14 protein-coding genes are annotated in these 15,849 nt (G+C 65.4%); 5 read left to right on the forward strand and 9 right to left on the reverse strand.

Features of this window, described 5'->3' with window-relative positions; all coding sequences use genetic code 11:
* Window positions 1–311 precede the first annotated feature (311 nt).
* Together Sa4125_RS14370 and Sa4125_RS14375 are read right to left on the reverse strand one after the other, a co-directional pair.
* Window positions 312–524 carry a hypothetical protein gene (locus tag Sa4125_RS14370; RefSeq protein WP_223998817.1) on the reverse strand — a complete coding sequence of 71 codons (213 nt, stop codon included), beginning with the start codon at window positions 522–524 and terminating at the stop codon, window positions 312–314.
* A gap of 137 nt (window positions 525–661) precedes the next feature.
* Window positions 662–808, reverse strand: coding sequence for a hypothetical protein (locus tag Sa4125_RS14375; RefSeq protein WP_223998819.1), 147 nt, complete (start codon window positions 806–808; stop codon window positions 662–664).
* Between the two features lie 185 nt (window positions 809–993).
* On the opposite strand from Sa4125_RS14375, the gene Sa4125_RS14380 reads away from it, so the two are divergent.
* The 3 genes from Sa4125_RS14380 to Sa4125_RS14390 all read left to right on the forward strand — a co-directional run bounded on the left by Sa4125_RS14380 (window position 994) and on the right by Sa4125_RS14390 (window position 3,430).
* Window positions 994–1,617, forward strand: coding sequence for an exopolysaccharide biosynthesis protein (locus tag Sa4125_RS14380; protein ID WP_223998820.1), 624 nt, complete (start codon window positions 994–996; stop codon window positions 1,615–1,617).
* 140 nt (window positions 1,618–1,757) lie between these two features.
* Window positions 1,758–2,102: a hypothetical protein gene (locus Sa4125_RS14385; RefSeq protein ID WP_223998823.1), complete on the forward strand. Its 345-nt coding sequence runs from the start codon at window positions 1,758–1,760 to the stop codon at window positions 2,100–2,102.
* A 266-nt stretch (window positions 2,103–2,368) separates the two neighbouring features.
* On the forward strand, window positions 2,369–3,430 hold the full coding sequence (locus tag Sa4125_RS14390) for a GlxA family transcriptional regulator (protein WP_223998825.1): 1,062 nt from the start codon (window positions 2,369–2,371) through the stop codon (window positions 3,428–3,430).
* A gap of 319 nt (window positions 3,431–3,749) precedes the next feature.
* Here Sa4125_RS14390 and Sa4125_RS14395 read toward each other — a convergent pair whose 3' ends face one another.
* Window positions 3,750–4,505: a DUF1194 domain-containing protein gene (locus Sa4125_RS14395; protein WP_345944276.1), complete on the reverse strand. Its 756-nt coding sequence runs from the start codon at window positions 4,503–4,505 to the stop codon at window positions 3,750–3,752.
* Window positions 4,506–4,690: 185 nt separating this feature from the next.
* On the reverse strand, window positions 4,691–7,204 hold the full coding sequence (locus Sa4125_RS14400) for an FAD-dependent oxidoreductase (protein WP_223998829.1): 2,514 nt from the start codon (window positions 7,202–7,204) through the stop codon (window positions 4,691–4,693).
* Between the two features lie 317 nt (window positions 7,205–7,521).
* Here Sa4125_RS14400 and Sa4125_RS14405 point away from each other — a divergent pair, with 317 nt between their 5' ends.
* On the forward strand, window positions 7,522–7,872 hold the full coding sequence (locus Sa4125_RS14405; RefSeq protein ID WP_223998831.1) for a VOC family protein: 351 nt from the start codon (window positions 7,522–7,524) through the stop codon (window positions 7,870–7,872).
* 264 nt (window positions 7,873–8,136) lie between these two features.
* Window positions 8,137–9,825, forward strand: a complete 1,689-nt coding sequence (locus Sa4125_RS14410) for a hypothetical protein (protein WP_223998833.1) — start codon at window positions 8,137–8,139, stop codon at window positions 9,823–9,825.
* A 95-nt stretch (window positions 9,826–9,920) separates the two neighbouring features.
* On the opposite strand, the gene Sa4125_RS14415 is transcribed toward Sa4125_RS14410, so the two are convergent.
* The 5 genes from Sa4125_RS14415 to Sa4125_RS14435 form a co-directional block, all read right to left on the reverse strand.
* Window positions 9,921–11,303, reverse strand: a complete 1,383-nt coding sequence (locus tag Sa4125_RS14415) for an aspartate aminotransferase family protein (protein WP_224007826.1) — start codon at window positions 11,301–11,303, stop codon at window positions 9,921–9,923.
* An 83-nt stretch (window positions 11,304–11,386) separates the two neighbouring features.
* Window positions 11,387–12,397 (reverse strand): NAD(P)-dependent oxidoreductase, encoded by a 1,011-nt coding sequence (locus Sa4125_RS14420; protein WP_223998835.1) that lies wholly within the window; start codon window positions 12,395–12,397, stop codon window positions 11,387–11,389.
* Entirely contained in the window at window positions 12,394–12,822 is a 429-nt protein-coding gene (locus Sa4125_RS14425) for an EamA family transporter (RefSeq protein ID WP_223998837.1), read from the reverse strand. Before Sa4125_RS14425 ends, Sa4125_RS14420 begins: the two co-directional genes overlap by 4 nt.
* A gap of 130 nt (window positions 12,823–12,952) precedes the next feature.
* Complete coding sequence (locus Sa4125_RS14430; RefSeq protein WP_223998839.1) at window positions 12,953–14,335, reverse strand: FAD-binding oxidoreductase; 1,383 nt, start codon at window positions 14,333–14,335, stop codon at window positions 12,953–12,955.
* Window positions 14,328–15,764: a UbiA family prenyltransferase gene (locus Sa4125_RS14435; protein ID WP_223998841.1), complete on the reverse strand. Its 1,437-nt coding sequence runs from the start codon at window positions 15,762–15,764 to the stop codon at window positions 14,328–14,330. Before Sa4125_RS14435 ends, Sa4125_RS14430 begins: the two co-directional genes overlap by 8 nt.
* Window positions 15,765–15,849 lie beyond the last annotated feature (85 nt).

Consider the following 15,849-nt stretch of genomic DNA (forward strand, 5'->3'; position numbering starts at 1 on the left):
TGGCCTCGACGCATTTGCCTGCCGAGATCGCACCCGGAAACGGGCTACCCTTCTTGTGGCTTTTTGTACCGAATGCCGCAAAAATCCGGGAGCGCTGTGTTGCTTGGCCGGCTCCTGCTGCGACCGGATACGATCGGCGGGGGAAGGCGGACGCCCGGACTTGCAGAGCGGCTACACGGGTCGGCGCAGAACCCGGACCGGGCAGGCCGGATGTTGCACGCATCCAGGGACCGGACCCGTCTCACGCAGTCCGGCGCATGAAGCGAAAGTGTCGATGCGTCGTCGGCGCGCCCGAAGGCGCCGGCGCCACTCTATCCGCGGCGTGCGCCGGCAACGGTGCGCGGCATCGTCGCGAGGCACTCCTCAAGCGCTACGAGACCGCTCGGTTTTGCTGATTTCGTCAGCGATCCCTTGATCTTGCCCGGCTGGATGCCGGCGTTGATCAGCATCTGGACCAGAGCCCCCACGGTCACGTGGACGTCGTCCTGGTCGTTTTGGTGTTCCCTCTCCGGAAGCTGCGTCACGTCTTGGCGTCTCCTCAGGATCGTGAGGGGACTGTGTCTTACCGCCATTAAAGCGGGGTTAAGGACCGCCGCCGTTCCGCCACGAGAAAGGGGAGCCGCATGGCGACTCCCCTTTTGGCAGGCTGCTCTTCGTCAGCTTATCGCGCGACGTCGTTCACCGCAGCGCCGGTCGCATCGACCGTGTTACCTACGTCACGGCCGACGCCGCGAACGGTATTGGCGCAGGCCGAGAGCGTCAGGATGGCGGCGAGACAAAACGAGACGGCAGCAATTCGGTTCGACATAACTCAGGCTCCAATTACAATCTCTGTGGCGGCAAAACGGCCAAACCGTGAATTGGTTCCGTCGTCCGCATTGCCCGGAGGTGGACGGGTTCAAGCTGCGCTCCCGCGTCATCACGCTGCCATCGGCTCCATGCGATCAAGGCATGAGGCGGCCATCTGCCGGCTCTCCTGCCAGGAGCGCGACCATGCCCGCCCCGAATGCCCCCCCCCCCGAAGCGGCGATACCGCGTCGACGCATCTCGGCCATCCTGCGGGCCCTGGCCGCGTCCGAGCGGCCGACGACCTTCGGCGAGATGTCGACGGCCTTCGATGGTCGCGTCTTCGGTGCCTTCCTGATCCTCCTCGGCGCCTTCAACCTCATCCCGTTCCCGCCCGGCGCCTCCCTTGTCGCCGGCGTGCCGCTGTTCATGGTCAGCGTGCAGATGACGGCCGGGCGCCGGACGCTGTGGCTGCCGGCGCGGATGACCAGCCTGCCGATCTCGGCGGCAACGCTGACGTCCGTGATGCGCCGGCTCGGCCCCCCATTGCGCCGGATCGAGCGTCTGGCCCGCCATCGATTGTGGCCCGCGTCAGACGTCCTCCTGGCACGCTCCGTCGGCGCATTCACTCTCTTGCTGTGGATCCCCGTGATTCTGCCGATCCCGCTTTCGAACGTGCTTCCCGGGATCGGCATCGCGCTCCTCGGGATCGGGCTGACGGCGCGCGATGGGGTGTGGCTGACGGCGGGCTTCCTCGCCGGCATCGCGGCGCTAATCGCCCTGACGGTGATCTACGGGGCCGCGATCATGGCGGTTCTCCGCTTTATCTGAAACCGGGGCAATTTCGCCCAGCGGCCGAAACCTATTTGTTCGCAAATGCGAAATAGGCTGTGGGCGAGTGAACGCTCAGCGTCCCGCTGCGTTGTCGCGATGTGTAGTGCCACGTCGTAGCCTCCCGGAAAGCAATCCCGATGACCATCCCGACATACAGAGCTGCCACCGCCATGACGACGCTCGCCATGGAAGCCCCTTTCGTGATCGCCAGTCGCCTGACGGAGTTCTGGATGACGGCGGCGTCGCCGACGGCGAGCTCGAAGCGCGAGGCGTCGCAGATGGTCACTGAGAAACTGCAGGCCATGGGCGAAAGCGCCGTGGCGATGAACCAGGCGATCGTGAAGGTGGCGATGGAGACGACGATGAGCGCGATGACCGGCGTCATGCGCAGCTGCCATAACGATGCCGACGACGTTCTTTCCGCCGCCCTGCATCCATATTCCCGCCGCGTCACGGCGAACGGCAAGCGTCTGTCGCGCTAGCGCCGGATCGGTCTCGACGTGCGGTCGTGGTCCGGGATCGAATCGAAATGACAGCAGTGCGGGCGGGAGAGGCTGCAAGGCGAAGACGCTGCTCGCATGTCGCAGTCCGCGCTGGCCACGCGCTGGAGGCGCATTCGATCGCGGCGGTGGGCTAAACTTAAGCAGCACTCTGGAATCGGCGCAAAAATGATCGCAGGCGCTTGAATGCCTTCTGGATTCCGCGCACTTTGGAATGACGGCAAACAAGCCGCCCCGACCGAGTTGCCATGCTCCAGCTGCCTGTCCCAGTGCCCGTCCCGCAGCGGCCAGAGGCGTCGAAGACGCTGAAGCGCACGATCGTTTTCCTGCTCGTGCCGAATTTCTCCATGATTGCCTTTGCGACGGCCATCGAACCGCTGCGCATCGCCAACCGGCTGCTCGGCTACGAGGCCTATCGCTGGCGCCTCGCCTCGCCCTCGGGCGCTCCTGTCTTTGCCTCCAACAATGTCGAGATCACCGTCGGCGGATCGGTCGAAACGGAACGTCGGGCGCTGATGGGGGAAGGCAAGCCGTCGATGGTCTTCGTCTGCTCCGGCGTCTTCGTCGAGGATTTCAACGACCGCGCCAGCTTCTCCTACCTGCGAGAAACGCACCAGCGCGGCGTCTCCGTTGGCGGCCTGTGCACTGGTGCCTGGATTCTCGCCCGCGCCGGGCTTCTGGCCGAGCGGCGCTGCGCCATCCACTGGGAGAACCTGCCGGGCTTTGCCGAGGCATTTCCTCGGGCGGACGTGCATGCCGACCTTTTCGAGATCGACCACAACATCTTCACCTGCGCCGGCGGCACCGCCGCGCTCGACATGATGCTGGCGCTGATCGGCGAGGATCACACCGACGATCTCGTCAACCGGGTCTGCGAGCAGGCGCTGACCGATCGCGTCCGCGCCAGCCACGACCGCCAGCGTCTCCCGCTGCGCGCCCGCCTCGGCGTCCAGCACGCCAAGGTGCTGGCGATCATCGAGATCATGGAGGCCAATCTCGGCGAGCCGCTGTCGCTTGTCGAGATCTCGCGCCGCGTCTTCCTCTCCCGCCGCCAGGTTGAACGCCTGTTCGACAAGGAGATGAACCGCTCGCCGGCGCGCTACTATCTCGAGATCCGCCTCGACCGCGCCCGCCATCTCCTTCTGCAGTCGGCCCTCCCCATCGTCGAGATCGCCGTCGCCTCGGGTTTCGTCTCCGCCTCGCATTTCTCCAAATGCTACCGCGAACTCTACGGCCGCTCGCCGCAGCAGGAACGCGCTGCCAGGGCCGCGCTCAACGCGCCGCCGCCGGCGGTGGCGAAATACGGTTGAAAATCAGCCGCGGGCCCCGGGCTGATTGCGCTATGGATAGAGCGGACCGGCACGGGACGGTCTCGGGTTCGTCATTCTCGCGCGCAGCGCGGGGATCCATACCGCGGCCAGTCAAACCAATATCCGCCTCAATGGGCGCGCTATCCGTCGTGTCACGCGCGCGGCATGGATCCCCGGGGCCAAGGCCCCGAGGATGACGAAATCGAAGCTTGGCGTCTCTCGAAGAGCAAATTGGTAGGTGCGTCGTCTGCCGGGCAGGAAGCCACACATCTGAACGGCGCGGCTCGCCCCCCCTTCCTCGTAGCTCCCCATGCCTTCCCTATTTGTCGTCGTCGATCCAGAGACCCTGGCGCTGCTGCCATTGGCGCTCGCCGATGAGGCAGTCGGCCGCCGCGCGGCCGGCGACGGGCATGGCTTCCACCCGTTGCGCCGGCGGCGCCGGCCAGACGCTGGCGAGTTCCATGACCAGCTTGCGTCGGACGGCGTCGGGAAACTGGGCCCAGTCGTTGACCGGAATGACAAAGGCGCCGGGACCGCCGATGACGCAGTCGGCATAGTATGTGTCGAGGTTGGGTATGGAACCCCAGGAGAGATAGCCCGAGGACTCGCCCGACGTCATCAGCGGCAGGCCGTTGATGGTGATGCCGCGTTTGACCGCATCGTCGCGGGCGTGGTTGACCGCCCGCCCCTGGTTGTTCGGCCCGTCGCCGGACACGTCGATGACCTTGCGCAGGCCGGAAAAACCGTTGCCGTCGAAGAGGCCGGCGGAAAAGTCGATGGCCGAGGCGATCGACGTCCGGCGCTCGCGCGCCGGTTCCTCCTCGGCGAGCCGGTAGGCAAAGCCGTCGGCATCCGCCTTCGAACCGATGAGCGTCCAGGGCACGACAACCGACTGCGAGAAATTGCCGGCCCATTCGACATAGGTGACGGCGACCCGCTGGTTGCCCCCGTCGAGGATCGCCTGCTGGACCTCCGGGCTACGGAAGGCGGCGACATAGCCGTCGCGCTGCAGGCGCTGCTCGCCCGAATCCATCGACCAGGAGACGTCGACGGCCAGCACCAGTTCGACGTCCACCTCGGTCTCCCCCTCCGCGGCCACAGCAAACTCGGTCCCCGAAGCCATAAGGCAGCACAGGGAGAGAAGGCGGGCAGTCGTCGGGTCAAGACAAGCGCGCATGGTCGAAACGTCGCGCCGATCCCGCGGCGCGGCAATTCACGAGTCCGTCATTCCTGTCGGCCCGGAAGGGCAGCCATCGAGCCTCAGGCCCGCAGGCGTTCGTTTTCCGGATCGAACGGGCTTTCGCCGACCACCACGGCGTCGTGGAGCCTGCCAAGGATCTTGATCGTCAGCCGTGTTCCTTCGACGGCCAGGTCCGGGCGCAGCATCGCCAGTGCCAGGCTCTTGCCGGTGCGCCAGCCGAAGCCCCCGTTCGTCGCCCGGCCGATCAGTTCGCCGTTCTGATAGACCGGCTCGGAGCCGCGGGCGTCGGCATCGGTGACGCCGTCGACCTCCATCGTCGCAAAGCGCCAGCGCAGGCCCTCGGCCTCCGCCTTGAGGACGCCCTCACGGCCGATGAACGGCCCCTTCTTCGGCTGCACGAAGCGGTCGAGGCCCGATTCCAGCGCGTTGTACTCGATCGACATTTCGCGCGGCAGCTGACGATAGGACTTCTCCAGCGCCATGGCGTTCATCGCCCGTATGCCGAAGGGCTTGATGCCGAATTCCTCGCCAGCGGCCAGAAGCGCGTCGTAGAGCCGGTTCTGCATGCCGATCGGATGGTGCAGCTCCCAACCGAGCTCGCCGACGAAGTTGACGCGCAGCGCATGCACGCCGACTTCCGCGACGTCGATCGCCTTGCCCGTCAGCCAGGGGAAGGCGGCGTTGGACAGATCGGCGCGGGTGAGCTTGGCGAGAAGCTCGCGCGAGCGCGGACCGGCGATGACGAGGACGCCCAGGGCTTCGGTCAGCGGCCGGAGCGTGACGGAACCGTCCTTCGGCACCAGACGGGCGAGATTGTCGTGGTCGATCCGCTCGTAGCCGCCGGCCGAGACGAGATAGAACCGGCCCGGCGCCCACTCGTAGACGGTGAACTCGGCCCGGACGCCGCCGGTCTCGGTCAGGAGATGGCAGAGGGCGACGCGCCCGCGCGCCTTCGGGATGCGATTGGCGAGGATCGCGTCGAGGAAGGCGCGCGCGCCCGGTCCCGACACTTCCATCTTGGCGAAGGCGGTGAGGTCGAGGAGGCCGACCTTTTCCGTGACGTTCTTCACCTCGTTGCCGACATGCTCGAAATAGTTCGAGCGGCGGAACGACCATTTTTCCCGGATGACGCCCTCGGCATCCGCCGGCGCATGGTTCTCGTTGGTGAGCACGTCGGCGCCGAGGTCGAGTTCCTCCTTGGAGACCGACAGGCCCGCGGGGGCGAACCAGTTGGCGCGTTCCCAGCCGTAGACCGAGCCGAACACCGCGCCGAGCGCCTTCTGCCGGTCATAGGACGGCGAGGTCTTCAGCGGCCTTGCGGCGGCGCGTTCCTCGTCCGGATAGTGCGTGGTGAAGACGTTGGCATAGGCCTCCTCGTTCTTCTTGATGAGGTAGCCCTCGGTCGCATAGGGGCCGAAGCGGCGCGGGTCGACGCCGACCATGTCGACCGTCGGCATGCCGTCCGCCATCCATTCCGCCAGCTGCCAGCCGGCACCGCCGGCCGCGGTGATGCCGAAGGAATGCCCCTCGTTCAGCCAGAAATTCGTGAGGCCCGGCGCCGGGCCGACAATGGGCGAGCCATCGGGCGTGTAGGCGATGGCGCCATTGTAGACCTTCTTGATTCCGACCTCGCCGAAGGCGGGAACTCGGGCGATCGCGGTCTCGATATGCGGCATCAGCCGGTCGAGCTCTTCCTGGAACAGCTCGTATTCGGAATTGTCGTCGGGGCCGTCGAGATAGCAGCAGGGCGCGCCCTTCTCGTAGGGGCCGAGCAGGAGGCCGCCGGCCTCCTCGCGCATGTACCAGGCCGAGTCGCTCTCGCGCAGGACGCCCATTTCGGGAAGGCCCTGGTTCTTGCGCGCCATGATCGCGGGATGCGCCTCGGTGACGATGTACTGGTGCTCGACCGGGATGACCGGGATGTCGAGACCGACCATGCGGCCGGTGCGGCGGGCGAAATTGCCGGTGGCGGACACGACGTGCTCGGCGACGATGTCGCCCTGGTCGGTCGAGACCTTCCACTCGCCCGACGGCAGCTGCTCGATCGCGGTCACCGTGGTGTTGCGGTGGATCTTGGCGCCCCGGTCGCGGGCGCCCTTGGCCAGCGCCTGCGTCAGGTCGGCGGGCTGGATATAGCCGTCCTCGGGATGCTGGATGGCGCCGAGGATGCCGTCGGTCTCGCACAGCGGCCAGATCTCCTTCAGCTCGGCCGGCGTCAGCATCTTCACCTTCACGCCGATCGTTTCGGCGATGCCGGCATAGTACTGGAACTCGTCCCAGCGATCCTTGGTGCGGGCGAGACGGATGTTCGAGACGACGGAGAAGCCGACATTCATGCCGGTCTCTTCCTGCAGCTCGTGATAGAATTTGACCGAGTAGCGGTGCAGCTGGCCGACCGAATAGCTCATGTTGAACAGCGGCAGGAGGCCCGCGGCATGCCAGGTCGAGCCGGAAGTGAGTTCCTTTCGCTCGATCAGGACGCTGTCCGTCCAGCCCTTTTTGGCCAGGTGATAGAGCGTCGAAACGCCGACGACGCCGCCTCCGATGACGACAGCACGGGCATGGGTCTGCATGGCAACTCCTCGTCGGGCCCCCGGCCCTCAACACGGCGCGAGACTAGTCGAGCCGTTCCACCGGCCGCAGTCTCTTTGCGACATGACCTGTCGACGCAAGCCAAGATCTGGACGACCGGACGCGATGGACGCCGGCGGCAAATCCAAGCGAGCCAACCGATGGATAGCGCGAAACCACTGGCGGGCATCGCTCCGGCGTCGGGCAGCAGAAGCCGCCAGACGATCCGTCAGCTTTCGACCCTCTATCGTCGTTGACACAGAAGTCGCCGCATCCCAAAAAATTGACGTGCCACGATACCGTGCTGACTGAGGATCTCATGCTTCGACCGTTCGTGCCCGCAAAGAACTACGATCGATCACGGCAGTTCTACGAGGCTCTTGGCTTTGTCGCTGGGCTGGCGACAGATCGGATCACCGTGATGGCGCACGGTGACGATGGCTTCCTTCTTCAGAATTTCTACCAGAAGGATTTAGCAGAGAATCTCATGATCCAGCTAGCGATCAGCGATCTCGCGGGGTGGTGGCAGCGGCATGATCCCGAGCAGGTAGCAGCGCGCTTCGGAGCCAAGCCACCGTCTGGTCCGGCTCTCCAGCCGTGGGGACTGGTCGTGGGTTTCGTTCACGACCCCTCCGGCGTCCTTTGGCACTTTACCCAGGTGGCACGGTAACGCACGGCAGTTTCCCGGGCATTCCTCCCAAGGCGACTATTCGCTGTCCACCCGGATTGGCCATTTGTGCCCCCGCTTGAAAACCGCGCCGAGCTGGATGGGTGGTCTTTGCTATCGAATGCCGTTTCGTTCTGCCGGGAACGGCAGCTGCGGACGGTACGTCAGCGTTAGCTTAACCTTGCTGCGGCATTCTTGCACCAGTTGAAATTGGCACGGCGGGAGGCCCTGTTGTCGCAAATGGCCTTGGAACCGCGCTCCCTGCGAATGGGCCGTCACCTTTTTGCGCCGGTCGTTCTTCTGGCCGCAACCTGCCTCGCCCTGACCCTCCCGCTGACCGTGAAGACGACGCTCCCGGTCGGTCCGTTCTACTGGGATCTCTACATCTACTTCGACGCGGCCAACCGCATCCTCGATGGCCAGGTGCCGGGCGTCGACTTCTTCACGCCGGTCGGTGCGCTCGGCTACTACCTGTTTTCTCTGTTCGTGCGGATCTTTCCGGAAGGCCAGCCGCTTCTCGTCGTGCAATGGTCGCTGCTTCTCGTCACCGCGCCGCTCTTTGCCCTGGTGCTGGCAGACGTCGATCGCCGTTCGCGCTTTGTCGCGCTCTCCCTTCTCTTCCCCTTTCTCGTCTTCTCGATCCTGCCCTTCAATGTGGAGGAGTATTACTCCTATCCCGGCGTCGACGGCTTCGGCATCTACAACCGGCAGGTCGGCCTTCTCCTCTATGTACTGACGGCAGGGCTGGTCTTCGCAAAGTCCCGGCGGACGCTGCTCGTCCTCGTCGCGGGTTGCATGCTGGCCCTGCTCTTCACCAAGATCACCGGGGTCATCGCCGGGGCGATGCTGTGCTGCCTTGCGGTGGCGGCAGGTCGCCTTGCCGTGCGGACAGCGATCGCGGCGGCGTGCGCGTTTATCCTGATCCTTGCCGGGCTGGAGCTCCGGCTCGGCATCGTCAGCGCCTACGCCGCCGATATCCTGCTGCTCCTCGAAAAGAACGAGGAAAGCCTGCTGCCGCGTTTCCTGCAGGCGGCATCCCTGCATTTCGGCGTGTTCGCGCCCCTTGGCGCGCTGACGGTCGTCCTGCTGGCGTTGAACGGCGAGGCCTTGATCGGCCATGCCCGTCCCTTCGCGCGCCGCCCTGCCCTCTCCCTGGTGCCTGCGGTCTTCGATCACGATGCCCTCTGGCTCGGCGTATCGGTGATGGCGGCGCTGTTCGTCGAGACCCAGAACACCGGCGGCCTTGCCTTCATCTTCGTCTGGCCGGTGCTCCTTCAACTCCTGACCCGCTGCGGGCGATGGAGCGGCCGCAGCCTCGGCATCGTCCTGACGCTCGTTGCCGCCAGCGCGCTTCCGACCCTGGTGGGGGTCGTGCACCGCGCGGCCCGCGCCTTCGTCGGACAGCTGAACTACAGCGTCGTGAAGGTCGACGGACTGGGATCGCTCGCGGCCGTCTCGCAACGGGAGGCCATTCTGGCGCATGCTGCGTCCATGCTCGACGTCTACCGCAAGTTCCCCGACACCTGGCAATATCTCGCCGACCGGAACGAACTGCCCAACTTCACCCTCTATACCGCCCCGGATTTCCAGATCACCTGGCTGATGGCGGCAGAGGAGGCCGTCGAGGCGATCAAGGCGTATGAACGCGACAATGGCGTGCGCTTCGGGACGATCATGAGCCTCAACTTCGTCAACCCGTTCCCCTGGCTGCTCGACCGGCACGCGCCGCGCCGCATCGCCATCGGCGCCGACCCCTATCGCGCGGTTCCGGATCCCGGCGAGGCCGTGCTTCGCTCCGTCGGCTCTACCGATCTCGTGCTCTACCCGAAATGCCCGATCACGAACGCCAACATGGCGCTGCGCACCCTCTACGCACCCGGCCTGACCGGTCATCGCCTGATCAGCCTCTCGCCCTGCTGGGACGCCTATGTGAAGGTGCCTTCCGCACCAGAGTAGGGCGGCCGGGTTTCCGCGCCCTGCGCGCGCCAAACGAAAACGGCGCCGTCCCGGGGGAGAGCGCCGTTCGTTCGTCAGGGGATGGTCGTCTCCGGCTATCCCATCTGTGCCTTGATGAAATCCTTCACGATGCCGACGATGCCGCGGTCGAGGAGATCGTCGAGGGCGTCGCAGAACTGGTCGACATCGTCCTCCGAACAGATCAGCGGCGGCTCCAGGCGGATGACGTTGCGGTTGTACTCGGTAAAGGCGACGAGGATGTCGTAGTCGCGCAGAAGAAGCGCCCCGACGAAGCCCGAGAGCGAGCCCTTCAGCTTGTCGTCGAGGATGGCCACCACCGGTCGCAGCGCGAGTGGCAAGGTGCGCGAGAAATCGTGGAATTCGATGCCGACCATCAGGCCCTGGCCGCGCACTTCCTTGATCAGCGAGGGATAGCGCTGCTGGATGACCTTCAGCCGCTGCAGGAGGTAGTCGCCGACGACGGCGGAATTGCCGATCAGGTCTTCGTCGTAGAGCGTGTTCAGCGCCTCGATGGCGGTGACGCAGCCTTCGCCGATGCCGCCGAACGTGGCGGCGGCGTGGATCATCGCGGTCTTCGGCGTGCCATAGGCCTTCATGTAGACCTCGCGGCGGGCGATCATCGCGCCCATCGCCGCCTTGCCGCCGCCAAAGCTCTTGGCGAGCGCGGTGACGTCGGGGACGACATCATGGTGCTCGAAGGCGTAGAAGCGCCCCGTCCGACCGTAGCCGCACTGCACCTCGTCGGCGACCCACATCACCTTGTGCTTGTCGCACAGCGCCCTGACGCCCTGCCAGTAGTAGGTCGAGGCCTGGATGATGCCGCCGCCGCCCTGCACCGTCTCGAGCACGACGACGCCGATGTCGGGATCGCTCTCGACGCAGGCGGTCAGCGCCTCGAGATCGCCGAAAGGCACCTTGTAGCGGTTTTCGACCAGCTTGAATTCGCCCTGGTAGAGGGGCGAGTCGGTGATCGAGAGAACGCCCTTGGTCTTGCCGTGGAACGAGTTCTCGGCATGGACGATCTTGCAGTTCTTGCGACCCGAGGCGCGTTCGGCGACCTTGATCGCCGCCTCCATCGCCTCCGAGCCGGACGAGCCGAGGAACACCATGTCGAGATCACCGGGACTGACCGTGGCGAGGTTCTTGGCGAGCGCCGCGGCATACTGCGACAGGAAGGCGATGGCGATCTCGTGTCGCTTCTCGTCCTGGAACTCCTTGCGGGCGGCGAGGATGCGCGGGTGGTTGTGGCCGAAGGCCAGCGAGCCGAAGCCGCCGAAGAAGTCGAGGATCTTTCGGCCGTTCTGGTCGATGTAGTACATTCCCTCGGCGCGCTCGACCTTCACCTTGTGGAAGCCGAGCAGCTTCATGAAATGGTACTGGCCGGGATTGATGTGATCCTTGAAGAGGTCGGCCATGGTGCCGACATCCATCGCCTTGGCGTCGGCGACGGTCAGCATCTTCGGCTTGTCGGGCCCGCGGCGCACGGGGGCCTCGAGCGCGGGCGCTGCGACGGACGGACGATCCAGCATGGTCTCTCTCCTCATTCGGCGGCTTCGGCGAAGGCCGGCACCGCAGCGGCACCGGCCTTCTTGGCGCGGTACTCGCGATAGGCGGCGATCAGCATGTCCTCGTCGCGATGCTTCGGCACCCAGCCGAGCTGGCGCTCGCCCTTGCCGACGTCGAGGACGCAGTTCTCGTCGGCGATCAGATACTGTTCCGGATCCATCAACGGCTTGTTGAGGAGGTCGAGGAAATCGAGCGTCCGCTTCACCGCCCAGGCCGGCGTCGGCAGCAGGATGGATTTCGAGCCGGCATGCCGGATGAGGTCGCCGAGCAGTTTGCGCACCGGCGGCGGGTTGAGCGAGCCGAGATTATAGGCCTCGTCAGGCGTCCCCGCCTTCCAGGCAAGGCGAGCGGCCTCGGCGCAGTCGAAGACGGAGATGAACTGGTACGGGTTCTTGCCCGAGCCGATCATCGGCACCGGCAGGTTCGCATCGATCAGCTTGAAGAGCTTTTCCAGGATGCCGAGCCGGCCGGGCCCGATGATGAGGCGCGGCCGGAACAGCGTGATGTTCATGCCCCGACCCCGCCATTCCGCAGCGAGTTCCTCGGTCTTCCACTTCGACAGTCCGTATTCGCCGAGCGGCGCGACCGGGTGTTCCTCGGTCATCGGAAAGATCTTGGTGTGGCCGTAGATCATGTCGGTGGTGAAGTGCACCAGCCGCTGGGCCCCGGCCGCGTCCATCGCCTCGATGATGTTCTTCGTGCCGAAATAGTTCACCGGAAAGAAGAACTCGTGGCGCTTGGCCCGCGGCATGATCGGCGACAGCATCTTGGCCGACAGGTTGTAGACCTGATCCTCGGCCGAGATCGGCACGGAGCGGACGGCGTCCGCATCGGTGACGTCGATCGCCATGTGCCGGGCGGCGCCGTAGTGCGAAAGCTCGCTCTTGGCGATATCGGCAACGACGACCTCTTCGCCCTCGGCGACCAGGGCCGCCGCGAGATGGCGGCCGACGAAACCGTCGCCACCGAACAGGACATGCTTCATCGTGATACCTCGGCAGGGGGTGAAGAAGCGGCAGGGCGATCGTCGGCAAGGCGGGAACCACCCTGCGCGATGAACACCGTGCCGACGCAGATCAGAGCGATGCCGCCGATGCGATAGGCGTTGAGATCCTCGCGGAAGAGGAAGTACGCCGCGACCGCCACGACGACATAGGCGAGCGACAGGAACGGATAGGCATAGGAGAGCTCGACCTTCGACAGCACGTAAAGATGCGACGCCATCGAGATCACGAAGGTGCACAGCCCCAGGAACACGAAGGGGCTGAACACGATCTGCAGCAGCCGGACGACCGGATTGACACCCGCGAAACTGAGCTCGCCGAGCTGCATCATACCATGTTTCAGCAGCAGCTGTGCTGCAGCATTCGTGAATACCGTGAACAGAATGAAGGGGATATATTTGGACATGCACCCTTGCTTCGTCGATTGGAGCAAACCGGAGAGCTGTTTATCTAGCAGATCGAGGGGCGATAATTGTTAAGTCGCCCTGGAGTAACGGGCCTGTGACGTGACTTTGGCAATTTACGGTAAACAGGTTTTATCGGGCGACGCTCGAAGGAGAGTATTCCGACGCCTCGGCAGAAGCGCGGAGACCATTGGCACGGCTTTCTCGTTTCAGCCGCAGCGCCGTCCGGCGCCAGAAGTCGGACAGGATCGCGGGATCGCGCAGGTTTTCCAGAGTCTGCCACGCGGGAAACGACGCCGCGAAGGTTTCGGCGCCCATGCGTGCATCCTTGTAGGGATTCACGCGTCCGCCGGCGGCGATGGTGATCCGGTCCAACTCGTTGAGCATGCGCAGCGTCCCGGCGCCCCGGTGTGGGAAGTCGAGGGTCAACGTGTAGCCCGGCCGGGGAAAGGACAGAAGCCCCGGGCTCTCCCCGGCACCGAAGCGCTTCAGGACAGTCAGGAAAGACCCTTGTCCGAAGGCTCCGGCGCAGCCGAGCAGTTCGGCGACGACGGACTTTCCGTCGTTGAAGGGAACAAGGCTCTGGTGCTGGTGCAGCCCCCGTGGGCCGTACAACCGGTTCCATTGGCCGACCCGGTCGAGTGGATAGAAGAAGCTGTCGAAAGCGACGAGCCGCTCGCTCGTTCCCGCCGGCGACTTGCGGAAATAGGCCTCGTTGAAGGCGCGCAGCGGCCATCCGCGCAGCGGGCTCACCGGCGGGGTGAAGGGCACCCGCGCCAGCGGTGGGCGCGCGACGCCTTGCCGGTCGCCCTGGGCTGCATGGTCGCCCGCGATCAGGTGGCCGCGCCCGAGCGAACTGCCCCGGCTTAGCGAGTCGATCCACGCCACGGCATATTCGTGCCGCTCGTCCGCCGCCTCGGCAAGGTCGAAATAGTCCGCCAGCCGGTCGAAACGCGTCGTCGTCTCGCGGATCGTCAGCGACGGCACTCTCAGGAGCTGCAGGGTGGCGGTGCGCATGAGCCCGGTGAGGCCCATCCCGCCGATGGTGGCGGCAAAAAGCTCGGCGTTCTCCGTTGCGCTGCACGCGATCCTGCCACGATCCGAGCGCTCCAGGTCGAACGCCCGTACCCAGCAGCCGAAAGTCCCGCGTCGATGATGGTTCTTGCCGTGCACGTCGTTGGCGATGGCGCCGCCGAGGGTGACGAACTGCGTGCCGGGGGTGACCGGAAGGAACCAGCCATGGGGCGCGGCGAGCCGCGTGATGGCCGCCAGCAGCACGCCGGCCTCGGCGGTGACGACCCCGGTTTCGGCATCGAAGGACAGGATGGCGTCGGCGCAGCGGCCGTCGACCAGGGTGCCCTGATCGTTGAGGCAGCTGTCACCATAGGAGCGGCCGTTGCCATAGGGCAGGAACTCGCCCTCGCCTGCCAGGCGCACTCCGGATCCCGCGTCCACGACGCGACGGCCACGGTCGGGAAAGATCCGTCCCCAGCTCGACAGGTCGCGGTCAGACATAAGCGGCCACGACGAACATGACGGCGCCGGACGCGATCATGATCTGGCTGCGCCAGTCGCGCAGGATGAAGACGACCGGATCCTCGTGCATCTCATTGCGCCGCGCCAGGATCCAGATCCGGACGATGATGTAGAGCACCAGCGGGCAGAGCGGCCACAGCATCCACGGCAAGTCGTAGAGCTGGCGGATCTCGGGCGAGTCGAGATACAGCGCCAGCACCAGAACGGCGGCAAAGCCCGAGCTCATGCCGGCCTGTCCCAGCGTATCGAGGTCGACGTCGCGATAGCCGCGTCCCGTCCTCGCGCGGTCCGCGCCGGCGCCGAATTCGATCAGTTCGGTAAAGCGCTTGACCAGCGCCAGCGACAGAAAGAAGAACACCGAAAACGCCATCAGCCAGAACGAGGCCTCGATCTGGCCTGCGACGGAACCGCCGATGATCCGCACCGTGTAGAGGGCGGCCAGCGTCAGCACGTCGACGAGAAGCATCCGCTTGATCGAGAAGGAGTAGAGCGTCGTCGCGGCAAAATAGCCCGCCAGCACCATCTGGAAGAGCGGCCCGACCGCAAGGGACAGGAGCGCCGAGACGACCAGCAGCGTCCCCGCCAGGGCCAGACCCACCGGGATCGGAACCGAGCCGCAGGCAAAGGGCCGCAGCCGCTTGGTCTTGTGGCGGCGATCCGAGGCCAGATCGAGAAGGTCATTGATGATGTAGACCGAGGAGGCCGTGAACGAAAAACACACGAAGGCGATGAACGTCGCCAGCAGTCGCTGCAGGTCGAAATAGTCATGCGTCAGGACGAGCGGCACCAGAACCAGGACGTTCTTCGTCCACTGATGCGGCCGCATCGCCTTCAGGCAGTCCTTGACGAGGCGGCCGGCATTGCCGTCGACGACCGGCACGTCGGCGGCCCGACTCCACTCGGCAGCGGCCCGGTCCGGCGCGACGACGATCGCCTCCGTCGCAGCATCGAACAGGCAGAGATCGTCGCGGGAATTGCCGATATAGTCGAACCCGTCGGCGTCGCCCTCGGCGACGATCCGCGCCAGCTTGCGCTCGGCGGAAAGATTGGTTTCGTCGTCGCTCGCCAGGACCGCATCGAAGACGCCGAGATGATCGGCGATGGCCCCGGCCAGCCGTTCGTTGGCGGCCGTGGCGAGGACGACGCGGCGCCCGTCCGCACGGGCCTCGGCGAGGCGCTCGACCACGCTTTCGCGATATGGCAGGAGCGAGGCGTCGAAGGTGATCCGCCGGGCGATCTCGGCTTTCAGCTGGGCCTTGCCACGCAGGAGCCAGAGCGGCACGCGCCAGAGGGACCCCGGCGACTGGCGAGCGAGCATGAAGAACGATTCCCAGAGGAGATCGCTCTTGATCAAGGTCCCGTCGAGATCGACGTACAAAGGCCGATCGCTCTTTACCCGCATGTCCATCGGACTGCTCCTGCGCGCCGAGCCGATGCGACTGTGGCTCCTTGAGCTGAACCTAACCGGAAGGGTGTTGAGCGCGGGTGAATTC

The sequence above is a fragment of the Aureimonas sp. SA4125 genome (assembly GCF_019973775.1).
In the GTDB taxonomy this organism is placed as follows: Bacteria; Pseudomonadota; Alphaproteobacteria; order Rhizobiales; family Rhizobiaceae; genus Plantimonas.

Coding starts and splice junctions, on each gene's coding strand:
- Sa4125_RS14420 (WP_223998835.1), bottom strand. CDS start 12,397: ATGAAGCATGTCCTGTTCGGTGGCGACGGTTTCGTCGGCCGCCATCTC.
- Sa4125_RS14415 (WP_224007826.1), bottom strand. CDS start 11,303: ATGCTGACCGTCGCCGACGCCAAGGCGATGGATGTCGGCACCATGGCC.
- Sa4125_RS14430 (WP_223998839.1), bottom strand. CDS start 14,335: ATGTCTGACCGCGACCTGTCGAGCTGGGGACGGATCTTTCCCGACCGT.
- Sa4125_RS14435 (WP_223998841.1), bottom strand. CDS start 15,764: ATGGACATGCGGGTAAAGAGCGATCGGCCTTTGTACGTCGATCTCGAC.
- Sa4125_RS14385 (WP_223998823.1), top strand. CDS start 1,758: ATGACCATCCCGACATACAGAGCTGCCACCGCCATGACGACGCTCGCC.
- Sa4125_RS14380 (WP_223998820.1), top strand. CDS start 994: ATGCCCGCCCCGAATGCCCCCCCCCCCGAAGCGGCGATACCGCGTCGA.
- Sa4125_RS14410 (WP_223998833.1), top strand. CDS start 8,137: ATGGGCCGTCACCTTTTTGCGCCGGTCGTTCTTCTGGCCGCAACCTGC.
- Sa4125_RS14425 (WP_223998837.1), bottom strand. CDS start 12,822: ATGTCCAAATATATCCCCTTCATTCTGTTCACGGTATTCACGAATGCT.
- Sa4125_RS14400 (WP_223998829.1), bottom strand. CDS start 7,204: ATGCAGACCCATGCCCGTGCTGTCGTCATCGGAGGCGGCGTCGTCGGC.
- Sa4125_RS14390 (WP_223998825.1), top strand. CDS start 2,369: ATGCTCCAGCTGCCTGTCCCAGTGCCCGTCCCGCAGCGGCCAGAGGCG.
- Sa4125_RS14405 (WP_223998831.1), top strand. CDS start 7,522: ATGCTTCGACCGTTCGTGCCCGCAAAGAACTACGATCGATCACGGCAG.
- Sa4125_RS14375 (WP_223998819.1), bottom strand. CDS start 808: ATGTCGAACCGAATTGCTGCCGTCTCGTTTTGTCTCGCCGCCATCCTG.